Below are 20297 nucleotides of genomic sequence, written 5' to 3'. Positions count from 1 at the left end.
TTAATTGGAATTTCAATTTATCAGAACTGCTCCACATTATGTTGAATAACAAAGATTTTGTCCGTTTTGAAATCTTTGACCCAAATAACAACCTCTTACTGTCAACACACTATCCTAATGTTGAACAAAAGGGGGTATATATCGAAGTTGCCAAGATTAAAAAAGAGACTGAAATTACTGGAATTACGTATGATGCATTCAGAACACCATCAACTATCCGTAGGATAAAAGTACGTTGGAACGTAAACGGCAGACGATTCAGAACGAAGAAAGGAGCCCTTGAGTATGTTTATTGGGCAAACAGAAGAGCAACTTTGAAAATTGAGTCGTTCGTTGACCGTAGATAGTCTTAAAAAAGAACCATTAAACAACAATTAAATTTTTAGAACGATGAACACAAATTTTTTCAATCAGATAGCACAAATGGGCATTACAGGAGATTTACAACTCACTATTTCAAAGGGCATAGAAAACAACCTTATTGTTTCTATAATACTTCAAAACGAACAATGCGGAGATAACGCAAAACAACTAATACCACCACTTAATCTTAGAGGAACGGCAGAAGAATTGGACGAGGGATTTTTTCAGCAGATAACAACTCCTTTGCAAACCGCTTCAGGTTTAATGATAAATATGGAAGCCTTTATGAAACAGTTGGAAGAAGCTAAAAAGCAATCGGCAATGGAAAAGGAAAAAGGCGAAAAAGAGAAAAAGGAACAGGAAGCCAAAGACAAGAAATTTAAAGAAGGAATGGCAAAAGCGGATGAATTGGAAAAAGAAGGCAAATTCCGTGATGCATGGATGAAAGTACCCGAAATGACGGAGTTCCCCGAAAAGGCTGACGAGATACGAAAACGCAAATCGGAACTATCAGACAAATTTTCTTCAACAGGTTTGTTTGCAACAGAGCAACCTAATGTTTAATACAAAATCCAAGAGTTATGTTATTAGCAACACAATTAGAAAGAGTATTTATACTTAAAGATAAAGGACAGGACATCAGACTAACCGACCCCGAACCACGTTGGAGTGTGGAAGCGGTATTGAATTTTTATGCCAATACGTATCCCATACTAACCACGGCAAAAGTATCTGCCCCAATTATCCGTGATGATAGGATAGAATACAAATTGGAAAGCGTAATGGGGACAAAAGGTTAAACCAAAAATCAAAAACGATGAACTATGCAACGCAATATCCTATCGGGAACTATCAGCATACCCGAACAAAAAACACAACGGCAACTGCATCAACAATTAGGCGAGTTCGCCCATTGGATGCAGAGAGCCAAAGATGCAAACGAGGTTCGGAAAGACAAACAGAAATCCGTACCGATAGCAATGCTTCCAATGGTTTTCTAAAGTGTGTTTTTCTGCCTAAACTGAAAACAGTGCAATCCGTACAGGCTTGTACGAAAACAGCAAAAATGGAAAGAGATTTTTACAAGTCGCTTTCCCAGCTTGCAGAACATTACGACATTGAACCATTACAAACTCAGGATTATGGCTATCCCTATAATATAGCTTTGGCTATGTGGGATGCTGAAACCAAGTTAAAAAAGAACAATGTCAATTGGAATACTTTACGTTTGGTACAGGATAGTAAGAAAACATTTTTTACGAGCGAAGAACAATACAGCACAGGTACAACCCTGTACTATATTCCAATTGTACCACTCTTTCAAATGCTCAATGACCCAAAGCGTAAAAAGACGGCTCAATTGCTTGTTTCGGTTTGCAGTTATCTGTACCATATTGCCGATATACCGTATTACAGACAGGAAAATAGCTATTTATATTGGATGTACGAAATGATGAACGATTGGGTCGAACAGGATGATTATACCCAAGAAACGGACAGCTGTATTGCAGAGATTGTAAAAGCCGAATGGATAGGCGAACGAATAGAACAAAAACTGTTCAACCGTATCAATTTACAGGTATTTGAACAGCGTTTAAACCATTTTAAAAGCCGTGATATATTCGACCAAGAGTGTCAAAAAGTGGCTTGCAATGCCTTTGCCCTTTATACGCAATATCCACACGAGAGCATTTTCCGAAACGCTCCAATAACCCAAGAAGACCCCTATAATGATGAAAACGAATCCGAAACTGTTGGAATGGAAAAATACATCTCTTTTATAGCAGATACCACAGGCTGGCTGTATGAAAGACTTGCCGACAGTATTAACAATGAGTTTAACGAGTATGGAGCAATGGAAGAACCGACCATTTGCAAACGCTTTGACGGAAGCAGCATTACCAAAACTAATCTTGATTTTGAGAACCGCCTGTTTGCCCTTTTGGACGAACTCTGCACACTACTGTATGATTATAAAACGACAAGAAAATGAACAACGCAAACGACATAACCGAGAATTTCGGAACGCTGTACCACCCAAAATCCGCATTGGTTTTTTACCAAACCAAAGGAACGAACGCCGATATATATGTGGAGCATTTTGATATGGACAAAAACGGAAATCCTGTCAATGCCCATCCACTGACCGTAAATGAAGCTAAAGTGCTGGCAAAGGCGTTACACACCGACAAAGAAAAGGACAAAGCCTTTTTAAAGCCAAAAGGAATTTTGCCGACCAATATACTGCATATCAATCCGAGCGAAAAAGGCACGGTGCTTTGGTACACCAAAGCACAGGAACAGCAATTCTTTTTTGTGAACGGCTTGGGCATACCCAACGGCAAAGCATATGTACCGCCAATGCTTTGGTATGCCAGTAAAAACAGCCTTGCTGTATTTGCTCTTACTACTGACAGAAGACCAACAGAAAAGACACCATTGTATTTTGCTCCTTTCTTCAACATTTATGAAGATGGCAAAGTATGTATGGGAACAGTAAGCATAGATATTAAAAATTCCGCTTCCGTGGAGGAATTTATAAGTGCTTGGGAAGACTACTTTTTTAACAGTTATTTCAGCCATTTATTAGGAAAACAAAATCCCATAAAAGGGAATTGCGTAAGCCTTTGGAAAAAGCTGATTGAAACAAACGAAACCTTTCCTAAAGATGTATTAAAAAAGAACAACAAAACCCTTAAAAATATTTTGTGATGAATACCGAGAAACTAAAAGTACATTTTACAGATAACTATCTGATAAACCCCACCAATCCCATTGCGGTAAACTTAATCGGTGCAGGTGGTACAGGCTCAAAGGTTTTGACCGCTTTAATGGAAATGAACCACAGCTTAATCGAATTGGGACACACAGGCTTACGTGTCTGTCTATGGGATGATGATATTGTGACCACTGCCAATTTAGGAAGACAGCGTTTTGCTGAAAGTGAAACAGGGTTATACAAATCCGTTGCACTCATCAACCGTGCAAACCGCTTTTCAGGGACAAATTGGAAAGCCGAAACCGTAAAGTTTGAAAAGGACAGTTTGGGCAGAATACCCGAAGAAGCACAGGCAACTATTTACATCACCTGCGTGGACAATGTACAGGCGAGGTTTGGTGTTGCTGAAATACTCAGTGAAATAAGCAGCCGCAGACACCACAGGGACGAACCGAAATATTGGTTGGATTTTGGCAACAGCCAGCATACAGGACAAGTTTTGCTATCCACCATAGGAAACATTCACCAACCCGATTCGGAAAAATACGAAACGGTGGCAAGCCTGCCAATGATTACCGAAGAATTTGGAGAATTATTGAAGCAGTCCGAACAAGAGGACGACACGCCAAGTTGCAGTTTAGCGGAAGCATTGGAGAAACAGGATTTGTTTATCAATTCCTCTCTAACCCAGATGGGCTGTTCGCTTTTATGGAACTTGTTTCGATATGGTATGACGCCGTACAGGGGCTTTTTCCACAATCTGAAGGACTTTCGTACCCACCCCATAAAAGTCGCCTGATAACCGAAAATCGGGCGGCAAAAAGACACTCCCTTCCGATGGTCGGAAAAGTCTTTTTGCGTCAAATCGGTACAACCACTTTGCCAAAATACACCCTTCGCTTCCTCACTCCGTATTTTATCAAACAGGTTGCCATTCTATTTCTAAGGGATATACATTATCCCTTTCATAGTTTTAGCGGACTTCTTTTCTTTCCGCATAAGCGACCAAAGAAAAGAAGCAAAAGAAGGTCGCTTGGTTAAAGTTGGGTTTTAACATTTTACGGTCTAAGGTTTTATTTCTTAAATTTATAATTAAAAAAAACAGTTACATCGGAATTACCAAATGTTCCTATTCCTATGTTAGATAACATAGAATTACATTTACAAATATCTCCTAAATATTTAAATAACAATATTTTATATATTTTTATTTAAACAAAGTATTTAACAATTTAATATCCATCTTTTAGCTATTTTTTTTGCGCTTTTGAATATTAACGTTACACAGACAGCTCTGTTTTTACTCCTTGCTGTTGTTTTTCCTTATCCTTTTTCATCCTTGAATATGACCACAAAAAAAGAATGCTAATAACAATCAAGCCGTATGCAAGCCACTTGCCTATTCGTTCCAAGAAGCAGACAAACAAAGATGCCTCAAAACTCGAAAAACCTTCCAAACCAGCCATATTACGTCTGTAAAACTTTCTGCGGCTTATCCAGTAGATAAGTCCTATGCTATAACAAGGGGAATAATACCCAGTGCCAATTGAGAAGTAACTGCATCCATATTATAAAGATTATAATCCAAGTAAATTTAAACAAAATCATCTTATGAGAAAAGTTAAAAATCAAAAAACCGACCTATTTAGAAGTCGGTTTTTATTAATATTTATTTTAGTCGTTGCTGTTAAACTCAAAATTCAATTGCTTTTCGTTTCCAAAATTATCCGAAATCCATACGTCAAAGGATTGCGATACAGTGGAGTTCGAAGTATAATAGAGCCTAAATTGCTTCGCCTGCAACGGGTACAAATCGTTGGGCAGATACGGCGGTTCTTCATAATACTGCAAAGTTCCTTGTCCATCAAACTGAAAGTAGCGAAGATAATATTGCGTGTTATTATAATTGCCGGTTGGCTGTATCGTTATCCTAATCTCCACGGTATTGCCATTAGCAATTTCTTTGGGTACGGGCATCACCTTTAGCTCAAAAGGGAAATCATTTTGTATTTCAAGTTCGTCTTTACTGCAGGATGTAAAAGAACTTATCAGGATTGCCAGCAATACATACATTGGCAGTAAGCCTATTTTGAATCTATTGAAAAATGCTGTCATAGTTTTATATTTTAAAAGTTAATCCTCAATCCCAGACCTACTGAAGTTCGGAACTGTTCCAAGTCAGTACCCCACAAAACTTTAGTGCGCCCCTGAAGGATCAATACACAACGGTCGGACAAATATGTTTCAAAAGACAGCCGTCCGCCTGCACCGTAAATGAAGTTGTCTTCAGTCAATATTTTTGCCCCATCATACAACAGATTTTTGCCTCGGTTAATACTTTCATAACCCAGTACACCAGTTATGGCTGTATTAAGGGTAATGCTCTTACGGGCGTCACCCAGCAGAAAGAAACTGTAACCACCTTCGGTTGTATAGGTTTCCTGTGGTAAACAGAGGTCTTTATACTCATCATATTGGTGCGTGTATTCCAAAGCCCAAAGCTGGTAATTGCCATTTTTACCGTTTACAGTCATACCGATATTGAGATAGTAGTTCCTGCCTGGATGGTCATCGGATAAGGTTCCTGCGTTTACTTCCAACCCTTTTTGTTTAGGCAGCATTCGTTGTGCCTGTGCGATAGTGAAGCCTATAAGGATAAACATCGCCGTATAGATATACTTTTTCATTTTTCTGTTAATACGTTTAATGGATTATTAAAATTTCAAGTGCATATCGGTAATCAAACGAGCCTTAATCAAATCGGAATTTTCTACCTGAAGGGTTAGATGCCTTCCTCCGTTCTTCTCGAAAATATCAATCAGCAACATCTTGTCATCCGCAATGGTAAACTGGTCTAACAGGAACACATTTTGTTCTGTTGTTTTGCCGTCAATCTCACCCAGTGGCTTGTAAGTGCGTAGTGGTATCATTGATTTTTCCTGTACCACGGTACGCTTTGCTATCTTCTTGTCTACTACCTTGAAATTGATAAAATCAATTTGAAAAGGAACATTGGTACGGTTTATCAGTTCCGTATGGAAATAGTATTTACCATTATGGATGTAAATTCCTTTGAGAAAAAACTGTATGCCGAAACTTTTCGCTCCGATATGCTTTACAATGCGCTTATCGTTTTTGTAAATGGTCTCCAATAATAAGCCTGCCAGTGATGGTGAGTTATTACCCAATTCTTCAAAAAGCACGTCGTTTCCGCTAGCTTTATCCACTGTCTTTTGCATTGTCAGCAGGTCATAACTCAACACCTCGGGGGATGAGCTGTAATGCACATTGAAACTGTAAAAATGGCCGTCATTGGTAATCACCGAAAAATTGGTTTCGGTCCCAAACTCTTTTACCGATGCTTTTACACGAAGTACATTTTCTGCATCTTCAGCTTTTCCTGCAATCAGGTATTCACTGCCCAGATCCACATAGCGGATAGCGGTTGGAAAAATCAGATGCGAAGTCTTGTCATAAGTAACTTCCATACAGTATGGTTCTATCTTGCCCAATGTAAGAGAAGTTTTTGCACTGTCCTGTGCAAAAGAAGATACGGCAAAGCCAATGATTAGGGCAAATGCCCAAAAGGTTTTAAAGTAATTTTTCATTGTTTAATTCTATTTTCGTTTAACATTATTTTTTGGAAACAAGGAACAGTTGATGCCCTGCCTTTAGAGTAACTTTCGGTGTCTTCACTTTTTTGGAGAAATAACCCGAAATGCCCTGAACTACGCCACGGCTCAAATCAGCGGCAACCTGTTGTCCTGCTGATTGGGTAAGCATCAGGCTTGTACCAGATTGTTGGCTCATATTGCCAGCCATCTCGGTAAGGGCATTCATTTCGGGCGAATACGGCACATACAAACCTTGCTGACCGTCCAGATCATAAACCGTAATATCAACCGGGAGGATGTTTCCGTCCAATTCTATGGAAATAACCTTCATCTGTAAACGTCCTCCCTCAAGTTTGGCGTTAGCCGTTAAAATTGTTCCCTTGGGAATGGTACGATTAGGCGTTTGGGCCGGTTCCAATAAGCGGAGGCGTACACCGCTTTCACCGATAATGGTCTGCGTTTCCTGTACACAGGCTTTGATACTGTTTTTGGGTTGTACCACTTGCTCTAAAGCACCTGCAGTATAAAAACGGCTGTTCTTGTTTTGACTCCAATCAGCTAAAAAGACACTATCGGTAGGCTCACGGCACAAGGCAGATACGGTGTTCTTTCTTGTAGAACTGAATGCCACAAACTGCTCTTTTTGTGTAGAGGAAGAAGACTTAGAAACAGCACTATTGGCTGGTACAGCTTCTCCCGTATTTGTACCAGAAGGAAGATATTTTGCAGCCATCTGATAAGATTTCTCCATCAATGCCAATTGATTATCTACCGTTACTCCCGCAGGAACGTCTTTCTCAGCTAGTTTTTCCTTTAATTCTTCCAATTGCTTACGGAGTTCCTTCGTTTCAGAATTATCGTCCTTATAAAAAGAGCCCAATGTACTTTGCACGTTGCGGTAACTGTTCAAAGCGGGATTACTGTTTTTTCCAGATCCGTTGGCATTACTGTAGCTTTCTTCCTCTTCAGACAGCTCCTCTCCCGTCTCTCCTTTTCCGTCTTCATTCCAGTAATCAGAAAGAGATGTGAGATCGTTCCGTTTTTCCTGATTCTTACGTTCCAGCATTTCCTCTTCATATGCCTTACCCTTATCGTCAGGCATTCCTGCACCCGTAGCCTGTGGCACGACCTCGTTCAGTCCGATTTTCTCGATTTCCTTTTTCTCGGAAGACGGTTTAAAGATCAGGTACATACAGCCTACAAATACGATTCCCATTAAACCAAATATCAGTGGCTTTTTTAGCTTCTGGACTTTATCCTGTGTACTGTCTTGCAGTACCTCATCGGTTGCTGCAGGGTTACCTTCCGTTACCCGAACAACCGTTTTTTTGTTCTCATTTTCTTTCATAAATCTTATATTTTAAAATTGTTGTTAATGTATCCTGCAATTTTGTAGGACTTTCATTTTTGTAGGACTTTCATTTTTTTTGTGGATGGGGTTCACGATATGCTCAATGCCTATATCGTTTCGGGACTTTGAAGTTTTATACCCTACTTTGCCAATGACCCCCACAGTAAGTAGCAGATAACCCACAAAGAAGTACAGCATACATTGATGCTGTTTTTGTATTGGCAATACCCGCCAACGTTTATCCAGCTTGTCAAAGTATCTGTCCATAGTTGTTCTTAATTTTTTCATAGCCTTCTAATTTCTTTTGTTATAGCTTGAAACGCTTTGGACTTTTTTCTGCCTCTTGCTTCGGTTCTTCACTAACCAAAGAGATTGAAGCAATCGCTTTGGGTACGGATAGTATAGAAAGGTCTGTCAGAGCTGATTTTTTCATCAGTTGTCCGAAGCCATCTTTTTTTGCTACCTCCATTCTGTTGAGAGAGAATTTGCCGTTCAAGTATTTTACCCACATACTGCATTCTACACGAGGCTTATCTTCTCCCGACCATTGCAGATAGCTTGTCAGCAACAATTCCAGTTTAGGCAAATTGTCGGCACCCTTTTGGCAACTTTCGAGGTATTCACAGATACTGTCTTTTAGCTTTCCGGGATACGCGCCCTGAGTGTGGAAATAACCGCTATATCCTTTTTCGGTAAGGGTTATAGCGAAAGTGTTTAAATCTGAAAATGTTTCCATACGATTATTTTTAGCGTTCGATAACTTCAATGTCCTTGTTTTCGACCACTGAAAATTTTTCTATATTGAAGCCCTGCGGGTTATTGTCCGAACGGACGGAATTGACCAGATAGCAGGAAGTAATCAGATTACGTTTGGTCACATTGCTGGAACGGATGATGAACTGTTTCGCATAGGTGCGGACCGCATAGGGATAGGTGTCAAAATTGCAGACCACACTATCCACTTCGATACGCTGCTGCACATTACCTGATATAATACGGTTGTAATATCCCTTTTCCGAAAGGTCTTTGTAATAATCAAAGGCACTTTTATCGGCAAGATTAAACGCACGTCTCATATTGCTTTCTATAGCGTTCTTATCGGGAGCCAGTGTAAAGAACAGTTCGTGAAAACGTCTTACATGTTCCCTTGCTTCAACTGGACGATTGATGGATGCATCCTGTGAAAGTGCCAACATCAGTGACTTACCATTATCCAGTACATAGATCTTTTGGCGTTGTTCCTCCGCAAAGTGGTACGACTGCCATAAGGCATATCCTGTAACACTTATGCAGAAAACGGCAAATACAAGGGCATACAATCTGATTTGGCGAAAACTGTTTTCGATATTTCTTAGCGTTTTAAATTCCATTTTTTACTGATTAATAGTTTTACATTATTTAAGTAGTTGACCCCCGATATTTCCTGCTGCCGAACCTGCTCCAGCTCCGGCAATATTTCCTACTTTCATTGCAGTTTGGTTCACATTACGGTTGAAATTTCCTGCACCGCCAGCCTGAATAATCCAGCCTGTCACGGTTGGTATCGTAAAATATCCCACAATACCGATGATCATAAAAATCACATACACGGTATTTGAGGTATCTGGAATAAAAGTCGGATCAGCAAGCATTTCGATATCCTTTTCTATAATCAGGGATTGTATCTTGGCAAGCATGGAACTGAACAGGTCTGCTACAGGTAGCCATAAATACACACTGACATATCGGGTAAGCCATTGCGTGAGTGTGGATTGAAAACCATCCCAGACCGATATGGCAAAGGCAATTGGACCGAGTATGGACAATACAATCAAAAAGAAAGTACGTATGGTGTCAATCACCAGAGCAGCTGCCTGAAATAGGATTTCCAGCAATTCCCTGAACCAGTTTTTTACAGACTGCTCAATCCTGTACATCTCTTTTTCCATATACATCCCCGACATCGTGACCAGATCAGATGGTGACCAGCCCAGTTCTTCCAGCTTTTTATCGAACTCTTCGTTAGATACCAAATAGGCATTTTCAGGATTTCGAAGCATGGCTTCCCGTTCCAACAGATCCTTTTTTGTTTGTAAGTCGTTCAGGTCAAGTACCTGATTTTCGAGGATGGCATGCGTCCCTTGAACCACTGGGCTTAACACTGCATTGATGGTTCCTAAAACCATTGTCGGGAAAAACATAATACAGATGCCTAATGCAAAAGGACGGAGCAAAGGGTACATATCAATGGGTTCTGCCCTGCTTAGTGCTTGCCATACTTTAATAGCTACATAGAATAAGGCTCCCAACCCAGCCACTCCTTTAGCCACTGCCGCCATATCGGCGGACAGTGGCAACATCTCATCATACAAGGAGCGCAGAACCTCATGAAGATTATTAGGTTCCATAACCTACCAGTATTTTTGGTTAGCAGTCCCGTAGAGTTCGAGTACTCTTTTACTATTATTCTGTTTTTTTGCCCTTAGAAAGCTTACTGATATATTTTTGTTCGTATAATAGCGTACAAGGCTGTGGTATTCCTTAATTTCTTTGTACACACGGTCAATAATATCCATACGCTCTTTGTCATTCAATGACAAGCTGGAAGAGCTTACGATCTGTTTGAGTTCTTTCAGCAGTGCTGTACTTTCATTAAGCAGTGCCGCATAACCATTGGCGATAGCCATCAATTCCTGGGCAGAAAAATTGGGGTCGTTCATCATTTTGCCAAAATTCTGAACATACATTTCGGAAACATCTCCAACCAATAGTACGGTCTGTTGTACCTTACGGGCATCTTTCACAAGATTGTTGACGGCTTGCAGCTTGTCATAATATTCCTTGCCTTGATTATATACCTTTTCCACTTCCTTGAAATTTTTGATAACATTGGATACCGTGGATGAAGTCTGTACAATTTCATTGGCACTGTTAAGAATGCCTGAAGCCAGGTTTGTGGGGTCTGTAACCACCCATTGGGCTTTTGCGGACGGTGCTATAGCCAGCATTAGAGCTGTCAACACCATGAATAGTATTTTTTTCATTTCTCTTTTATTTTTAAATGATTAATAATTGTTTTACTTTTCTCTTCTTTGCAGGGCTATCCTCTTGATGGCCTGCTCTACATTTCCATCCAGTTCACCAGCAAGCTTCATCACTTCCATTTTTTCAGTTTCTTCGGTGGTATAGGCGAGATATTCTTCTACGGACACTTCTGTGGCATATACTGCCGAATGGGTTCCACCCAAACCAATCCATACTTCCTTGTAAAGCCGTGATGGGTCATTGTTCATGTTGATGGAAAGTACCTGCCCCTTCTCCTTGTCCGTAAGTCCAAGCATGGCCTGTATGTCATCAAACTTATTCATGTATTTGCGCTGGTCGAGCAGGATTTTGCAATCAGAATTATTGATAATACTTTCTTTGACAATGGGTGATTGGATAATGTCATCGACTTCCTGTGTTACTACTATAGCCTCGCCGAAAAACTTCCTAACCGTTTTGAATAGGTACTTTATATATTCAGCCATGCCTTCCTTGGCAATCGCTTTCCAAGCCTCTTCAATCAAAATGAGTTTACGGATACCTTTCAATCTTCTCATCTTGTTGATGAACACCTCCATGATGATGATCGTCACGATTGGGAAGAGGATTTTATGGTCTTTGATTGCATCAATTTCAAACACAATGAAGCGTTTGGAAAGAAGATCTAACTGCTTATCGGAATTTAGCAGGTAATCGTATTCGCCTCCTTTGTAATACGGTTCCAGTACATTGAGAAAATTGGCAATGTCAAAGTCTTTTTCCCTCACCTGTTTTTCTTCCAATACCTTATGGTAATCCCCCTGCACATATTCGTAGAAGCCATTAAATGAAGGATAGGTATCATCCTGCTTGATGCGTTCGATATAACCGCTTACTGCATTGGATAATGCTACTTCTTCGGAGCGGGTCGGCGGTTCGTCATCACGTTTCCACAAGGTCACGATTAATGTTTTGATGCTCTCCCTTTTCTCTATGTCGAACACGCCATCATCTGTATAGAAAGGATTGAAGGCAATGGGATTGTCTTCTGTGTAAGTGAAGTAAACCCCGTCTTCGCCTTTGGTTTTTCCTTTTATAAGTTCGCACAACCCTTGATACGAGTTACCGGTATCAACAAGCAGGACATGTGCTCCTTGCTCATAGTATTGCCTAACCATGTGATTGGTAAAGAAAGATTTACCACTTCCTGATGGCCCCAATATAAACTTGTTCCGGTTTGTGATAATGCCACGCTTCATTGGCAAATCGGAAATATCTAAATGGATGGGTTTTCCGGTCAGACGGTCTGCCATCTTGATCCCAAATGGCGATGGTGAATTGTGATAGTTGGTTTCTTCAGTGAATAAGCATAAAGCAGGCTCAATGAACGTATAAAAGCTTTCTTCACTTGGAAAATCGCCAGCATTTCCCGGCATTCCTGCCCAGTAGAGCGTAGCTACATCGGTGGTATTATGACGGGGCTTGCATTCCATCAGAGCCAAAGCACTACCGCAGTCGTTCTTTAACTGTTTAAATTCACTCGGGTCATCCGACCAAGCCATGATGTTGAAGTGTGCCCTGATGGAGGATAGCCCAAAACTGTGTGCTTCGTTCAAGTATCGCTCTATCCATTCTTTATTGATTTGATTGGCACGGCTGTAACGAGCCAGTGAATGCATATTCCTTGCAGACTTCTCAAACTTTTGCAGGTTGTCTTCGCTGTTATCCAAAAACAGATATTGGTTGTAGATGTGATTGCAGTTTAGCAACAAGCCCACTGGAGCAGCAAACGACAAACGGCAGTCGCTCCGGTCGGTAGATAGTTTTTCGTAACGAGTATCTGCTGATACTGCCGAAGGCAGGTCGTCCGTATCGGATAAGGTGTGCAGACACAATCTTTTGTTGCCGACACGGACTTCTTCTGGTCCGAGTGCAATGTCCTGCATTGGTGTTCCGGCCTCCCTTGACAGTGTTAGATACTGTTCCAGTAGTCCCTGTTTTTCATCCGTACCAATGATGTCTTCTTCCGTTAAACGTCGTAGCCCCATAAATCCGCTGTCATTTGCAATACGTTCAAATTGTCCAACGGCTTCCATGAAACGATGGATCACTTCCTTGTCCCTGATTTCTTTTGGTATAAGAGCACCTTTGCAAAGCGATGAAAAATTGCTCTGCATTCGCATTCTTTCCTTAGTGGTCTTGGTCAGGAATAGGTAACAATAATGGTTCAGAAAAGGGCGTTCGTTAAAATGCTGCTGATAAGATTTACCTAAAAAGCTCAAATCATCGCTCGCAATGTCTGGCGCATAGTTTTCCTTGATGTACCAGTCCTGTTTATGGACAACTGTATAATCGGGCAAAGTCTTGATGGCTTTGTGCCAAGCGGAATGAATAGCTTCATATTCAGCAGAAGCCACCGTGAACAGTTCCGGCAAACGCACTTCAAAACAAGCGGTAATGTCTGCATCCTTTGATAGAATACAATTGTTTTCTACCGCAAGTAAGGGAAACTTATTTTCCAGTGTTGTGGTCTTGGCTACATTTCTCATAAGGCATTCGATTTAGAAGTGAACTTTAAATAGCGGTGTAACGGCTTGCGACAGATGATGTATCGTGGGTGTCTTTTTCTTGCCCCAATTTTCATCAGGCCGTGTTCCCCATACTTTTTGTTCAATGAAAAGGTCTGCCATACAATCAGCGAAGCACCGCCTGCTCCAAGCAACAGGCAGATATAAGAGTTTACGCCAGCCATATACATAATCATTACAAGAATCAGTGTACCAAGCAGTCCGCCTGCGAAAATGAACAAGTATTGTGCTTTCAACCCCTTAAATTCTACTGTTCTTCCGATGCCTTTATTGATATTGTAATTCATAAGCCCGTGGGATTAAAGGAAGAATGAACGTAAAATGGTAGCGGCTACGATTAAGAAGATACACGCACCAAACCAACTTGCTGCTGTCTTGCTTGTATCGGGATCTCCGCTACTGAACTTACCGTACACTTTAACCCCTCCAATGAGACCTACCACGGCTCCAATAGCGTAGATGAGTTGTGTGGCAGGATCGAAATAGGACGTAACCATTTGTGTGGCTTCGGTGATACCAGCTGAACCGTCTCCCTGTGCCAACACACTGAAGCCTGTCAGCATTACCATTGTTGCCAGCAGGATTTTTTTTCTTTGTTTTTCCATGATTTTAACATTTTAAATTGTTATGTTTAGCCTGCTCCATGCAGATTATCCAGACAAATATCTCATGGAAAACGAAGAGCTATAACAAAGCGGCAGTTTGTGGAATTACTTGGTAGTGAGTGGCATTATGATTAATGTTTGTGCATAAAAAAACGCCAGAACTTTTGGCTCTGACGCTTCTTTTTTTTATCCATAAAATGAATGTTTTACATTTTTCTACCCTTTTTTTGTTCAGGGAATATATCTGACAATTTCTTGGCTTCTATTTTCTCTTTTTGTTCCAATTTTTGTTCTTCAAGGTTTAGCTTAATATTTTCTGGAATATTGGTTTCCTTCCATGGTAGTGTTCTCGCTTTAAAGTGTAATTGAAGAGTATCTTCTTTTATAAGGTGTCCGGGCCCAAAACCATATTTTATGTTCCAGCCAACATTATCCAATTCACTAAGATGCGGAAATTTTATCACTATGATTTCCTTGGGCAGTTCGGTAATGGTTCGAATACCCACTTCCTGAAATTCACGCGTTTTTGGATTATAAGGAATAATATATGCCTGGTAATAACGATCATAATACTCCCTTATTTCAGATAAATCTATTCCTTTGGACTTAAAGTCATCTTTTGGTCGAAGCTTGTCCATCACTAAATCAACATAAAAGGTGTGTCCAGCAATATCCAATGTTGGCAATATTTTTTTGTTCCATCGCAAATCAATCGGACTTCCCGGTTTTATCGTCAATTCAAAATCTGTCTTTCCCGAAATTTCTTCTATTGTTCGGTTGTACTTTTTTGCCATACCTATAGGATCGAGCTCTACAAGATTGGGGATTTTTATTTCCTTTGAATGGTTGTTATTGCCCAGAGCCATTGATGCTCCAAAAGGAAGAAAATTATTGATTGTCATATCATACTGAAAACGGTAACCGTCACCAACATACAGCATATTTTTAATGCTCATCCTGTTTTGAGGGTTGCCTTTTTCCTTCAGCTCATTTTTTATAACATCTACAAAAAAATCAGTTCCTTCGATGTTCACTGTCGGTAATTCTCGTTCCATAATATTCTGTTTTTAAAGAACAAAGGGAAGTCGTCTTTTTAGACAAACTCCCCAATGTCAAAATCACTCAAATCATTTTTCCGCAAAGTGGAAGAACTAGAATTAGTTTCAGAAGAAAGGCTCCCGTCCAACAGCTCCGCTATTTTACGGGACGCACTTTCTATGGAATTTTCCAATAGGCTGAATAATTCAGTTCCTTGTATTTTCTGAACTATAGCAACCACTGTTTCCTTTTGAGATGGCTCCAATTTGTTTTTTTGCAGCAACATCCCCGCAGAGCTTAGTTCTTCAAAGGTAACCCCTTGGGCAAAACCGTCATTCCTACCAGATATTCCATATCTGTTCCATTCTTCTTCCTCTTCCTCAAAATCAGGCATATTTCCAAAAACTTCATCCAGTTCTTCCTGCGGAATTTGTATATCGACATCTACCTCGTCGATTTCAATATCAAAATTATTCATTTCATGTTTCCGCTTTTTACTTTGGCTTTCAGTGGCACGTTTTGGCACTGAAAGGCTTCTCATTGGTTTGGGCTGTCCCATAATATCAGGTAGGTTCGGATTAGGTTTTTCCTGAGTTGGTTTTTGCTCCGTCCTTTTCTTGATAATTATCTTATCCTGCATCAAGAGCGCAATAATAATGAGCAGGCATATTACGATTACTGTTTCCATAATTATAAAATAGGTTTGTATTTATTGTTGAAACTTGTGATAATCTGCTCACCAAACTCCTGAAAATGATATTCGAGAAGATTATCTAAGTAGGCATAAATAGTTATCTTATCTTCGCCTATTACCTGTACGATTCGGGACAGTTTCTCATGAAAATCCGGTCGAATATATACCGTTTTGCCATCCCGGGCATTGGTGTCAGGCCTTTTGAAAAATATACTTTCGTAATCCCGATCATTTACTTTTTTGCCTTTGTTCCGTTCCTTCGCTAAAGACTTTTCCTGCAATGGTTTTATCGGAGTTTCTGGTTCTTCCTGCGGAAGTTGTAATCCCTCCTTCTTTATTCCATCTACCATCAAATTCATCATTAACTCTTCGTTGATTTCGGGAATTGCTTTTTTCTTATTGTCTTTTTCCATGCTATTACAATTGAACGATTCTTAAAAATTCCGTCATAAACTGGTCTAAGCGGCAAGCATTCATCAATCGTTCATCGGGAGGCATTAAAGTTGACCGAAAAACAGTCTTTGCACCCGCTTCGCTCTCCTTGCGGAAACGTGTACTGTTCATAATCTGACATTGCATTAGACTTAAGCCCAACTCATCAATAAGTTTATTATAAACATCGTACAAGGGTGAGCGTTCACGACCATCTACCTGATTCCAAAACAGATTAATGGTTTTAATGGAGGTTTCTCCTTTTTTCATAATAACATCCTTCATTAGCTGGGTAAAAATGAGTGTACTTTCCATAACTACACGATCTGCTACAATAGGCGTGAAAATATGGTGCATCCCCGCCAGAGCTTTCAAAATACCAGGAGTGTTTACTGTTCCCGGAAGGTCAAAAAAGATAAAATCAACCGGAACGGAAGTGGATTCTAAAAAATCATGCGCAGCCTCCAATACACCTTCAGCTTTATGCTGAATGATCGGATAAGCTTTTTTGTTAATAGTCGTAAATTGTTTGAATGCCATCCGTTTTAAAAACTCATTTTCCATCACCATAGCCAAATCACGAGTCTTCATTTTCATTAAACTATGTTGTGGAAAATCAGCATCGAATACGGCTACATTGTAGCCAAGACGATAATGTAGTGTACTGGCCGCAAGTGCCGTAAAGGTGGTTTTGCCAACTCCTCCCTTTTGGGACGAAAAAGCAATGAATACTGTTTTGTGTTCTGTTTTCATTTTTAACTCTATTTAATTATTCACTTATATCTCTACATAGATAGATACTTATCAACTATCGCCCATACATATGTAATTTTGTAGATAGTTATATAGCCACTTAAGCACGTATTACACTACTTGAATACTGACATATGTACATCTGTCTTTAGGTAGGTATACAAATAAATTTGCATTATCAGACCTATTTGTGTACAAACTCAGATCTGTAAATCTGCACTTATGCAACTATGTAATTTTATATCCTCATCTGCATCTATCCACACCCTTACGCTTGTATATACATAAGCGACTAAATACATAATTGAGAAACTACGTACCAACATAATTATCTGTTTAGATCCGCTTGCAGGCACAAAGAAATGTAGATATATACGTCCTTATTTTAAAGTGGTACGAATTGGCGCTCATTGACACTGTTTGGCACTACGACACTGTGCAACACTCTACTTAAGAGAAGTTTACTTTGTAAAATGATTTTTATTAATGGATTTATGCAAGAGCACTTCGATAGATCAGATTATAAAGTGAACGACCCGAAGCCGTTTTTCCCTGCTTTATTTAATCCGTCCCGCAGGGCGGATTTTTGTGTTCGCCAGAACACGGCAAGTTGTGTTTTGAGGCACTCCAAACTCCGTTCGTGCCTCAAAACAACTTGCCCTGCCGGGAGCTGAAAACCCTTCCGAAGTCAGGATTTTTGTTGAAGTTAAAAATGGATTAGTGATGAACGAAAACAGTAATAAAAAACAGAATAAAGGCGGACGAACTCCGAAGAACGATCCGAGTATTCACCGCCACGTTTTTCGCCTTACGGACGAAGAAAATATCAAATTATTATCTCTTTTTGAAGCATCGGGAATGACCAATAAAGCAAAATTTATCATTTTCGTATTGTTTGGAAGGGAAATTAAAACGGTTAAAATAGACAAAGCTGTGTTGGATTTTTATATGAGGCTAACCTCTTTTCACAACCAGTTCCGCTCTATTGGCGTGAATTACAATCAAATTGTAAAACTACTTTATCGCAATTTTTCAGAGAAAAAAGCGGCAGCTTATCTCTACAAATTGGAAAAGCAAACGGCTGAAATGGCAGTGTTATGTCAAAAAATAATCCAGCTCACAGAAGAATTTGAAGCCAAACATTTGAAAAAATAGTACTGAAATGATAGCAAAAATCGGAAGAGGAAGCAATTTATATGGTGCATTGGCATACAATCAACTCAAAGTGGAAAAAGATAACGGGCAAATTCTATTTACTAATAGAATAATAGAAACACCTAATGGACAGTATTCCGTTGCTCAGTTGGTTCGCTCTTTTGAACCTTATCTGATTGCCAACCGTAATACCGAAAAGCAAACTTTGCATATTTCTCTTAATCCTGACCCAAAGGATAATGTAAGTGATGAAAAGTTCAAACTAATAGCTCAGGAGTATATGCAGGAACTGGGTTATAGGGAACAACCTTTTGTAGTATTCAAGCATACGGATATTGATCGCACCCATATTCATATTGTATCAGTTTGTGTGGATGAAGAAGGCAAAAAGATTTCGGATAAGTTCGAAAAAAGACGATCTATGAATGTATGTCGTGAACTCGAAAGTAAATACGGACTTCTATCAGCTACAGAGAAAGAGCACAAGCAAAATGATAATATTTTCCATCCTGTGAATTACCAAATAGGAGATATAAAAAGCCAGATTGCTTCGGTTGTCCGTCACCTACCTAAGTATTATAAGTTCCAGACGTTGGGAGAATACAATGCATTACTTTCCCTGTTCAATATTACCACTGAAAAAGTAGAGGGAGAATTGCAGGGAAAAATTCGCCAAGGCTTATTGTACATTCCTTTAAATGAAAAAGGAGAAAGAGCTGGACATCCGTTCAAGGCTTCCTTATTCGGAAAGAATGCAGGGCTACCGACTTTGGAATTACATTTTGCAAAAAGCAAAGAGGCTTTGAAAGACCACCCGACAAAGCCAACCATTAAAGCTACTGTTACCATTGCCCTGCAATCAACAAGTGATGAGCAGGCTTTTAAAAAAAGATTAGGTGAACAGGGCATTAACGTAGTGGTACGGAGAAATGACACAGGGCGTATTTACGGAATAACTTTTATAGACCATAATTCTAAAGCAATTTGGAACGGTTCACGTTTAGGCAAAGAACTTTCTGCCAATACCTTAAATGATTATTGGAACCATAATATCAAACCCGACATTAAAAAGCCAGTTGAACTACAATCTAAAATATCAAAACCAAATGACACAGATCTTCCTGCAGAACAACCACATCATTTGTTCGACTTCCTGAATACTTCAGAAAAACATGAAGATGGTTTGATCGAAACATTGAGTGCCTTACTTCCCGAAGCACAGGGTGAAGATTACGAAGAACAAGATTTTGCCAATAAGATGAAAAAGAAGAGAAAACGTAAAAGAGGTCAGTAGATTTTGTTGTTTATTTTGAACTCATGATTATAAAGATACTTTCAATCCCAAAGCATAGCTCCAGTACAAAATCTTCGGAACAGTTGGTGTCTTGAACTGATAAATACCATAAACATATAATGAAAAAAGTATAAATGCTCCCCAACTCAGTCCAATACACAATAAACCTTGTCGTTCTGTTAGATTGAACATACCAGCAACGAATGATTTTACTATAAATGCGGGAATAATACAGCATATTAACACACAGATTACCCACGGTAATATCCATAATTTCCTGTTCTTTGCCTGCAAGCCAATGATAGTTCCTTTAAAGAAATAAATAATACAGAAAATAAGGTAGGTAAATAATAAGGAGAAACTCCAAATTTTAAATTTGTCGGTTTCCACTCCCCAGAACTTTTGAGACAGTAAAAATCCGGCATAAAAAAACATACCGAAAATAGCAGCTATTTTTAAGACAAAAATAAAACCCTCAACGACCATAAACATTAGCCCTGTAGCAGCCTCACTTTCTTCTCTTTTCCGAGCTTCATATTCCTCTTCACTTTCTCTAGGATCAGCATCAGGATTATTCCAATTCATATTATTTCCTTTAATATTGATTATCAAATTGATGAGTAAGTCAAAAAAATCAAGAGTTTAAATTTAATAAAAAAATCGTTATAAAATCTGAACTTGATTGGAA

At 39.5% G+C, this 20297-nt stretch carries 24 protein-coding genes and 1 pseudogene; 8 read left to right on the top strand and 17 right to left on the bottom strand.

Features of this window, described 5'->3' with window-relative positions; genetic code table 11:
• The first annotated feature begins 38 nt into the window (after positions 1–38).
• From CLU82_RS18175 to CLU82_RS18150, 6 genes are read left to right on the top strand one after another with little or no spacing between them, the layout of a single operon-like run.
• Complete coding sequence (locus CLU82_RS18175; protein WP_157813401.1) at positions 39–347, top strand: hypothetical protein; 309 nt, start codon at positions 39–41, stop codon at positions 345–347.
• A 43-nt stretch (positions 348–390) separates the two neighbouring features.
• The gene (locus CLU82_RS18170; protein ID WP_100844430.1) at positions 391–927 is read left to right on the top strand and encodes a PRTRC system protein E; all 537 of its coding nucleotides are present in this window, start codon (positions 391–393) and stop codon (positions 925–927) included.
• A gap of 17 nt (positions 928–944) precedes the next feature.
• Complete coding sequence (locus CLU82_RS18165) at positions 945–1163, top strand: PRTRC system protein C (RefSeq protein ID WP_099715392.1); 219 nt, start codon at positions 945–947, stop codon at positions 1161–1163.
• A gap of 17 nt (positions 1164–1180) precedes the next feature.
• Positions 1181–2356 carry a hypothetical protein gene (locus CLU82_RS18160; protein ID WP_100844429.1) on the top strand — a complete coding sequence of 392 codons (1176 nt, stop codon included), beginning with the start codon at positions 1181–1183 and terminating at the stop codon, positions 2354–2356.
• Entirely contained in the window at positions 2353–3075 is a 723-nt protein-coding gene (locus CLU82_RS18155) for a PRTRC system protein B (protein ID WP_100844428.1), read from the top strand. Before CLU82_RS18160 ends, CLU82_RS18155 begins: the two co-directional genes overlap by 4 nt.
• Positions 3075–3881 carry a PRTRC system ThiF family protein gene (locus CLU82_RS18150; RefSeq protein WP_100844427.1) on the top strand — a complete coding sequence of 269 codons (807 nt, stop codon included), beginning with the start codon at positions 3075–3077 and terminating at the stop codon, positions 3879–3881. The genes CLU82_RS18155 and CLU82_RS18150 overlap by 1 nt, the downstream gene beginning before the upstream one ends.
• Before the next feature lie 481 nt (positions 3882–4362).
• Here the strand turns inward: CLU82_RS18150 and CLU82_RS21040 are convergent.
• From CLU82_RS21040 to CLU82_RS18065, 16 genes and pseudogenes are all read right to left on the bottom strand, one after another.
• Positions 4363–4649: pseudogene (locus CLU82_RS21040) on the bottom strand (molybdenum ABC transporter permease).
• 107 nt (positions 4650–4756) lie between these two features.
• Positions 4757–5197: a DUF3872 domain-containing protein gene (locus CLU82_RS18140; protein ID WP_100844425.1), complete on the bottom strand. Its 441-nt coding sequence runs from the start codon at positions 5195–5197 to the stop codon at positions 4757–4759.
• An 11-nt stretch (positions 5198–5208) separates the two neighbouring features.
• Positions 5209–5769, bottom strand: a complete 561-nt coding sequence (locus CLU82_RS18135) for a conjugal transfer protein TraO (protein ID WP_100844424.1) — start codon at positions 5767–5769, stop codon at positions 5209–5211.
• A gap of 27 nt (positions 5770–5796) precedes the next feature.
• Positions 5797–6690: a conjugative transposon protein TraN gene (gene traN / locus CLU82_RS18130; RefSeq protein ID WP_100844423.1), complete on the bottom strand. Its 894-nt coding sequence runs from the start codon at positions 6688–6690 to the stop codon at positions 5797–5799.
• A 25-nt stretch (positions 6691–6715) separates the two neighbouring features.
• On the bottom strand, positions 6716–8044 hold the full coding sequence (gene traM, locus CLU82_RS18125; RefSeq protein ID WP_100844422.1) for a conjugative transposon protein TraM: 1329 nt from the start codon (positions 8042–8044) through the stop codon (positions 6716–6718).
• 310 nt (positions 8045–8354) lie between these two features.
• Complete coding sequence (locus tag CLU82_RS18115; RefSeq protein WP_100845075.1) at positions 8355–8783, bottom strand: hypothetical protein; 429 nt, start codon at positions 8781–8783, stop codon at positions 8355–8357.
• 10 nt (positions 8784–8793) lie between these two features.
• On the bottom strand, positions 8794–9417 hold the full coding sequence (gene traK / locus CLU82_RS18110; RefSeq protein WP_100844421.1) for a conjugative transposon protein TraK: 624 nt from the start codon (positions 9415–9417) through the stop codon (positions 8794–8796).
• 24 nt (positions 9418–9441) lie between these two features.
• Positions 9442–10434 carry a conjugative transposon protein TraJ gene (gene traJ, locus CLU82_RS18105; protein ID WP_100844420.1) on the bottom strand — a complete coding sequence of 331 codons (993 nt, stop codon included), beginning with the start codon at positions 10432–10434 and terminating at the stop codon, positions 9442–9444.
• A 3-nt stretch (positions 10435–10437) separates the two neighbouring features.
• A complete protein-coding gene (locus CLU82_RS18100) occupies positions 10438–11070 on the bottom strand; it encodes a DUF4141 domain-containing protein (protein WP_100844419.1) in 633 nt (210 codons plus the stop codon).
• Between the two features lie 33 nt (positions 11071–11103).
• Positions 11104–13599 carry a TraG family conjugative transposon ATPase gene (locus tag CLU82_RS18095; RefSeq protein WP_100844418.1) on the bottom strand — a complete coding sequence of 832 codons (2496 nt, stop codon included), beginning with the start codon at positions 13597–13599 and terminating at the stop codon, positions 11104–11106.
• Entirely contained in the window at positions 13596–13925 is a 330-nt protein-coding gene (locus CLU82_RS18090) for a DUF4133 domain-containing protein (RefSeq protein ID WP_100844417.1), read from the bottom strand. The genes CLU82_RS18095 and CLU82_RS18090 overlap by 4 nt, the downstream gene beginning before the upstream one ends.
• A 12-nt stretch (positions 13926–13937) precedes the next feature.
• Positions 13938–14243, bottom strand: coding sequence for a DUF4134 domain-containing protein (locus CLU82_RS18085; RefSeq protein WP_100844416.1), 306 nt, complete (start codon positions 14241–14243; stop codon positions 13938–13940).
• A gap of 206 nt (positions 14244–14449) precedes the next feature.
• Positions 14450–15298: a hypothetical protein gene (locus tag CLU82_RS18080; protein WP_100844415.1), complete on the bottom strand. Its 849-nt coding sequence runs from the start codon at positions 15296–15298 to the stop codon at positions 14450–14452.
• Positions 15299–15336: 38 nt separating this feature from the next.
• Positions 15337–15969 carry a conjugal transfer protein TraD gene (locus tag CLU82_RS18075; RefSeq protein ID WP_100844414.1) on the bottom strand — a complete coding sequence of 211 codons (633 nt, stop codon included), beginning with the start codon at positions 15967–15969 and terminating at the stop codon, positions 15337–15339.
• Between the two features lie 2 nt (positions 15970–15971).
• Positions 15972–16388 carry a DUF3408 domain-containing protein gene (locus tag CLU82_RS18070; protein WP_100844413.1) on the bottom strand — a complete coding sequence of 139 codons (417 nt, stop codon included), beginning with the start codon at positions 16386–16388 and terminating at the stop codon, positions 15972–15974.
• Between the two features lie 4 nt (positions 16389–16392).
• A complete protein-coding gene (locus CLU82_RS18065) occupies positions 16393–17160 on the bottom strand; it encodes a ParA family protein (protein ID WP_024981706.1) in 768 nt (255 codons plus the stop codon).
• A 723-nt stretch (positions 17161–17883) separates the two neighbouring features.
• Here CLU82_RS18065 and mobA point away from each other — a divergent pair.
• Positions 17884–18315, top strand: a complete 432-nt coding sequence (mobA, locus tag CLU82_RS18060; RefSeq protein ID WP_100844412.1) for a conjugal transfer protein MobA — start codon at positions 17884–17886, stop codon at positions 18313–18315.
• Positions 18316–18322: 7 nt separating this feature from the next.
• Entirely contained in the window at positions 18323–19609 is a 1287-nt protein-coding gene (gene mobB / locus CLU82_RS18055; protein ID WP_100844411.1) for a conjugal transfer protein MobB, read from the top strand.
• A gap of 27 nt (positions 19610–19636) precedes the next feature.
• Here mobB and CLU82_RS18050 read toward each other — a convergent pair whose 3' ends face one another.
• The gene (locus tag CLU82_RS18050) at positions 19637–20194 is read right to left on the bottom strand and encodes a hypothetical protein (RefSeq protein ID WP_100844410.1); all 558 of its coding nucleotides are present in this window, start codon (positions 20192–20194) and stop codon (positions 19637–19639) included.
• Between the last annotated feature and the right edge of the window lie 103 nt (positions 20195–20297).

The sequence above is a fragment of the Flavobacterium sp. 5 genome, assembly GCF_002813295.1.
Taxonomy (GTDB): domain Bacteria; phylum Bacteroidota; class Bacteroidia; order Flavobacteriales; family Flavobacteriaceae; genus Flavobacterium.
This window is presented reverse-complemented; position numbering and strand designations above follow the sequence as displayed.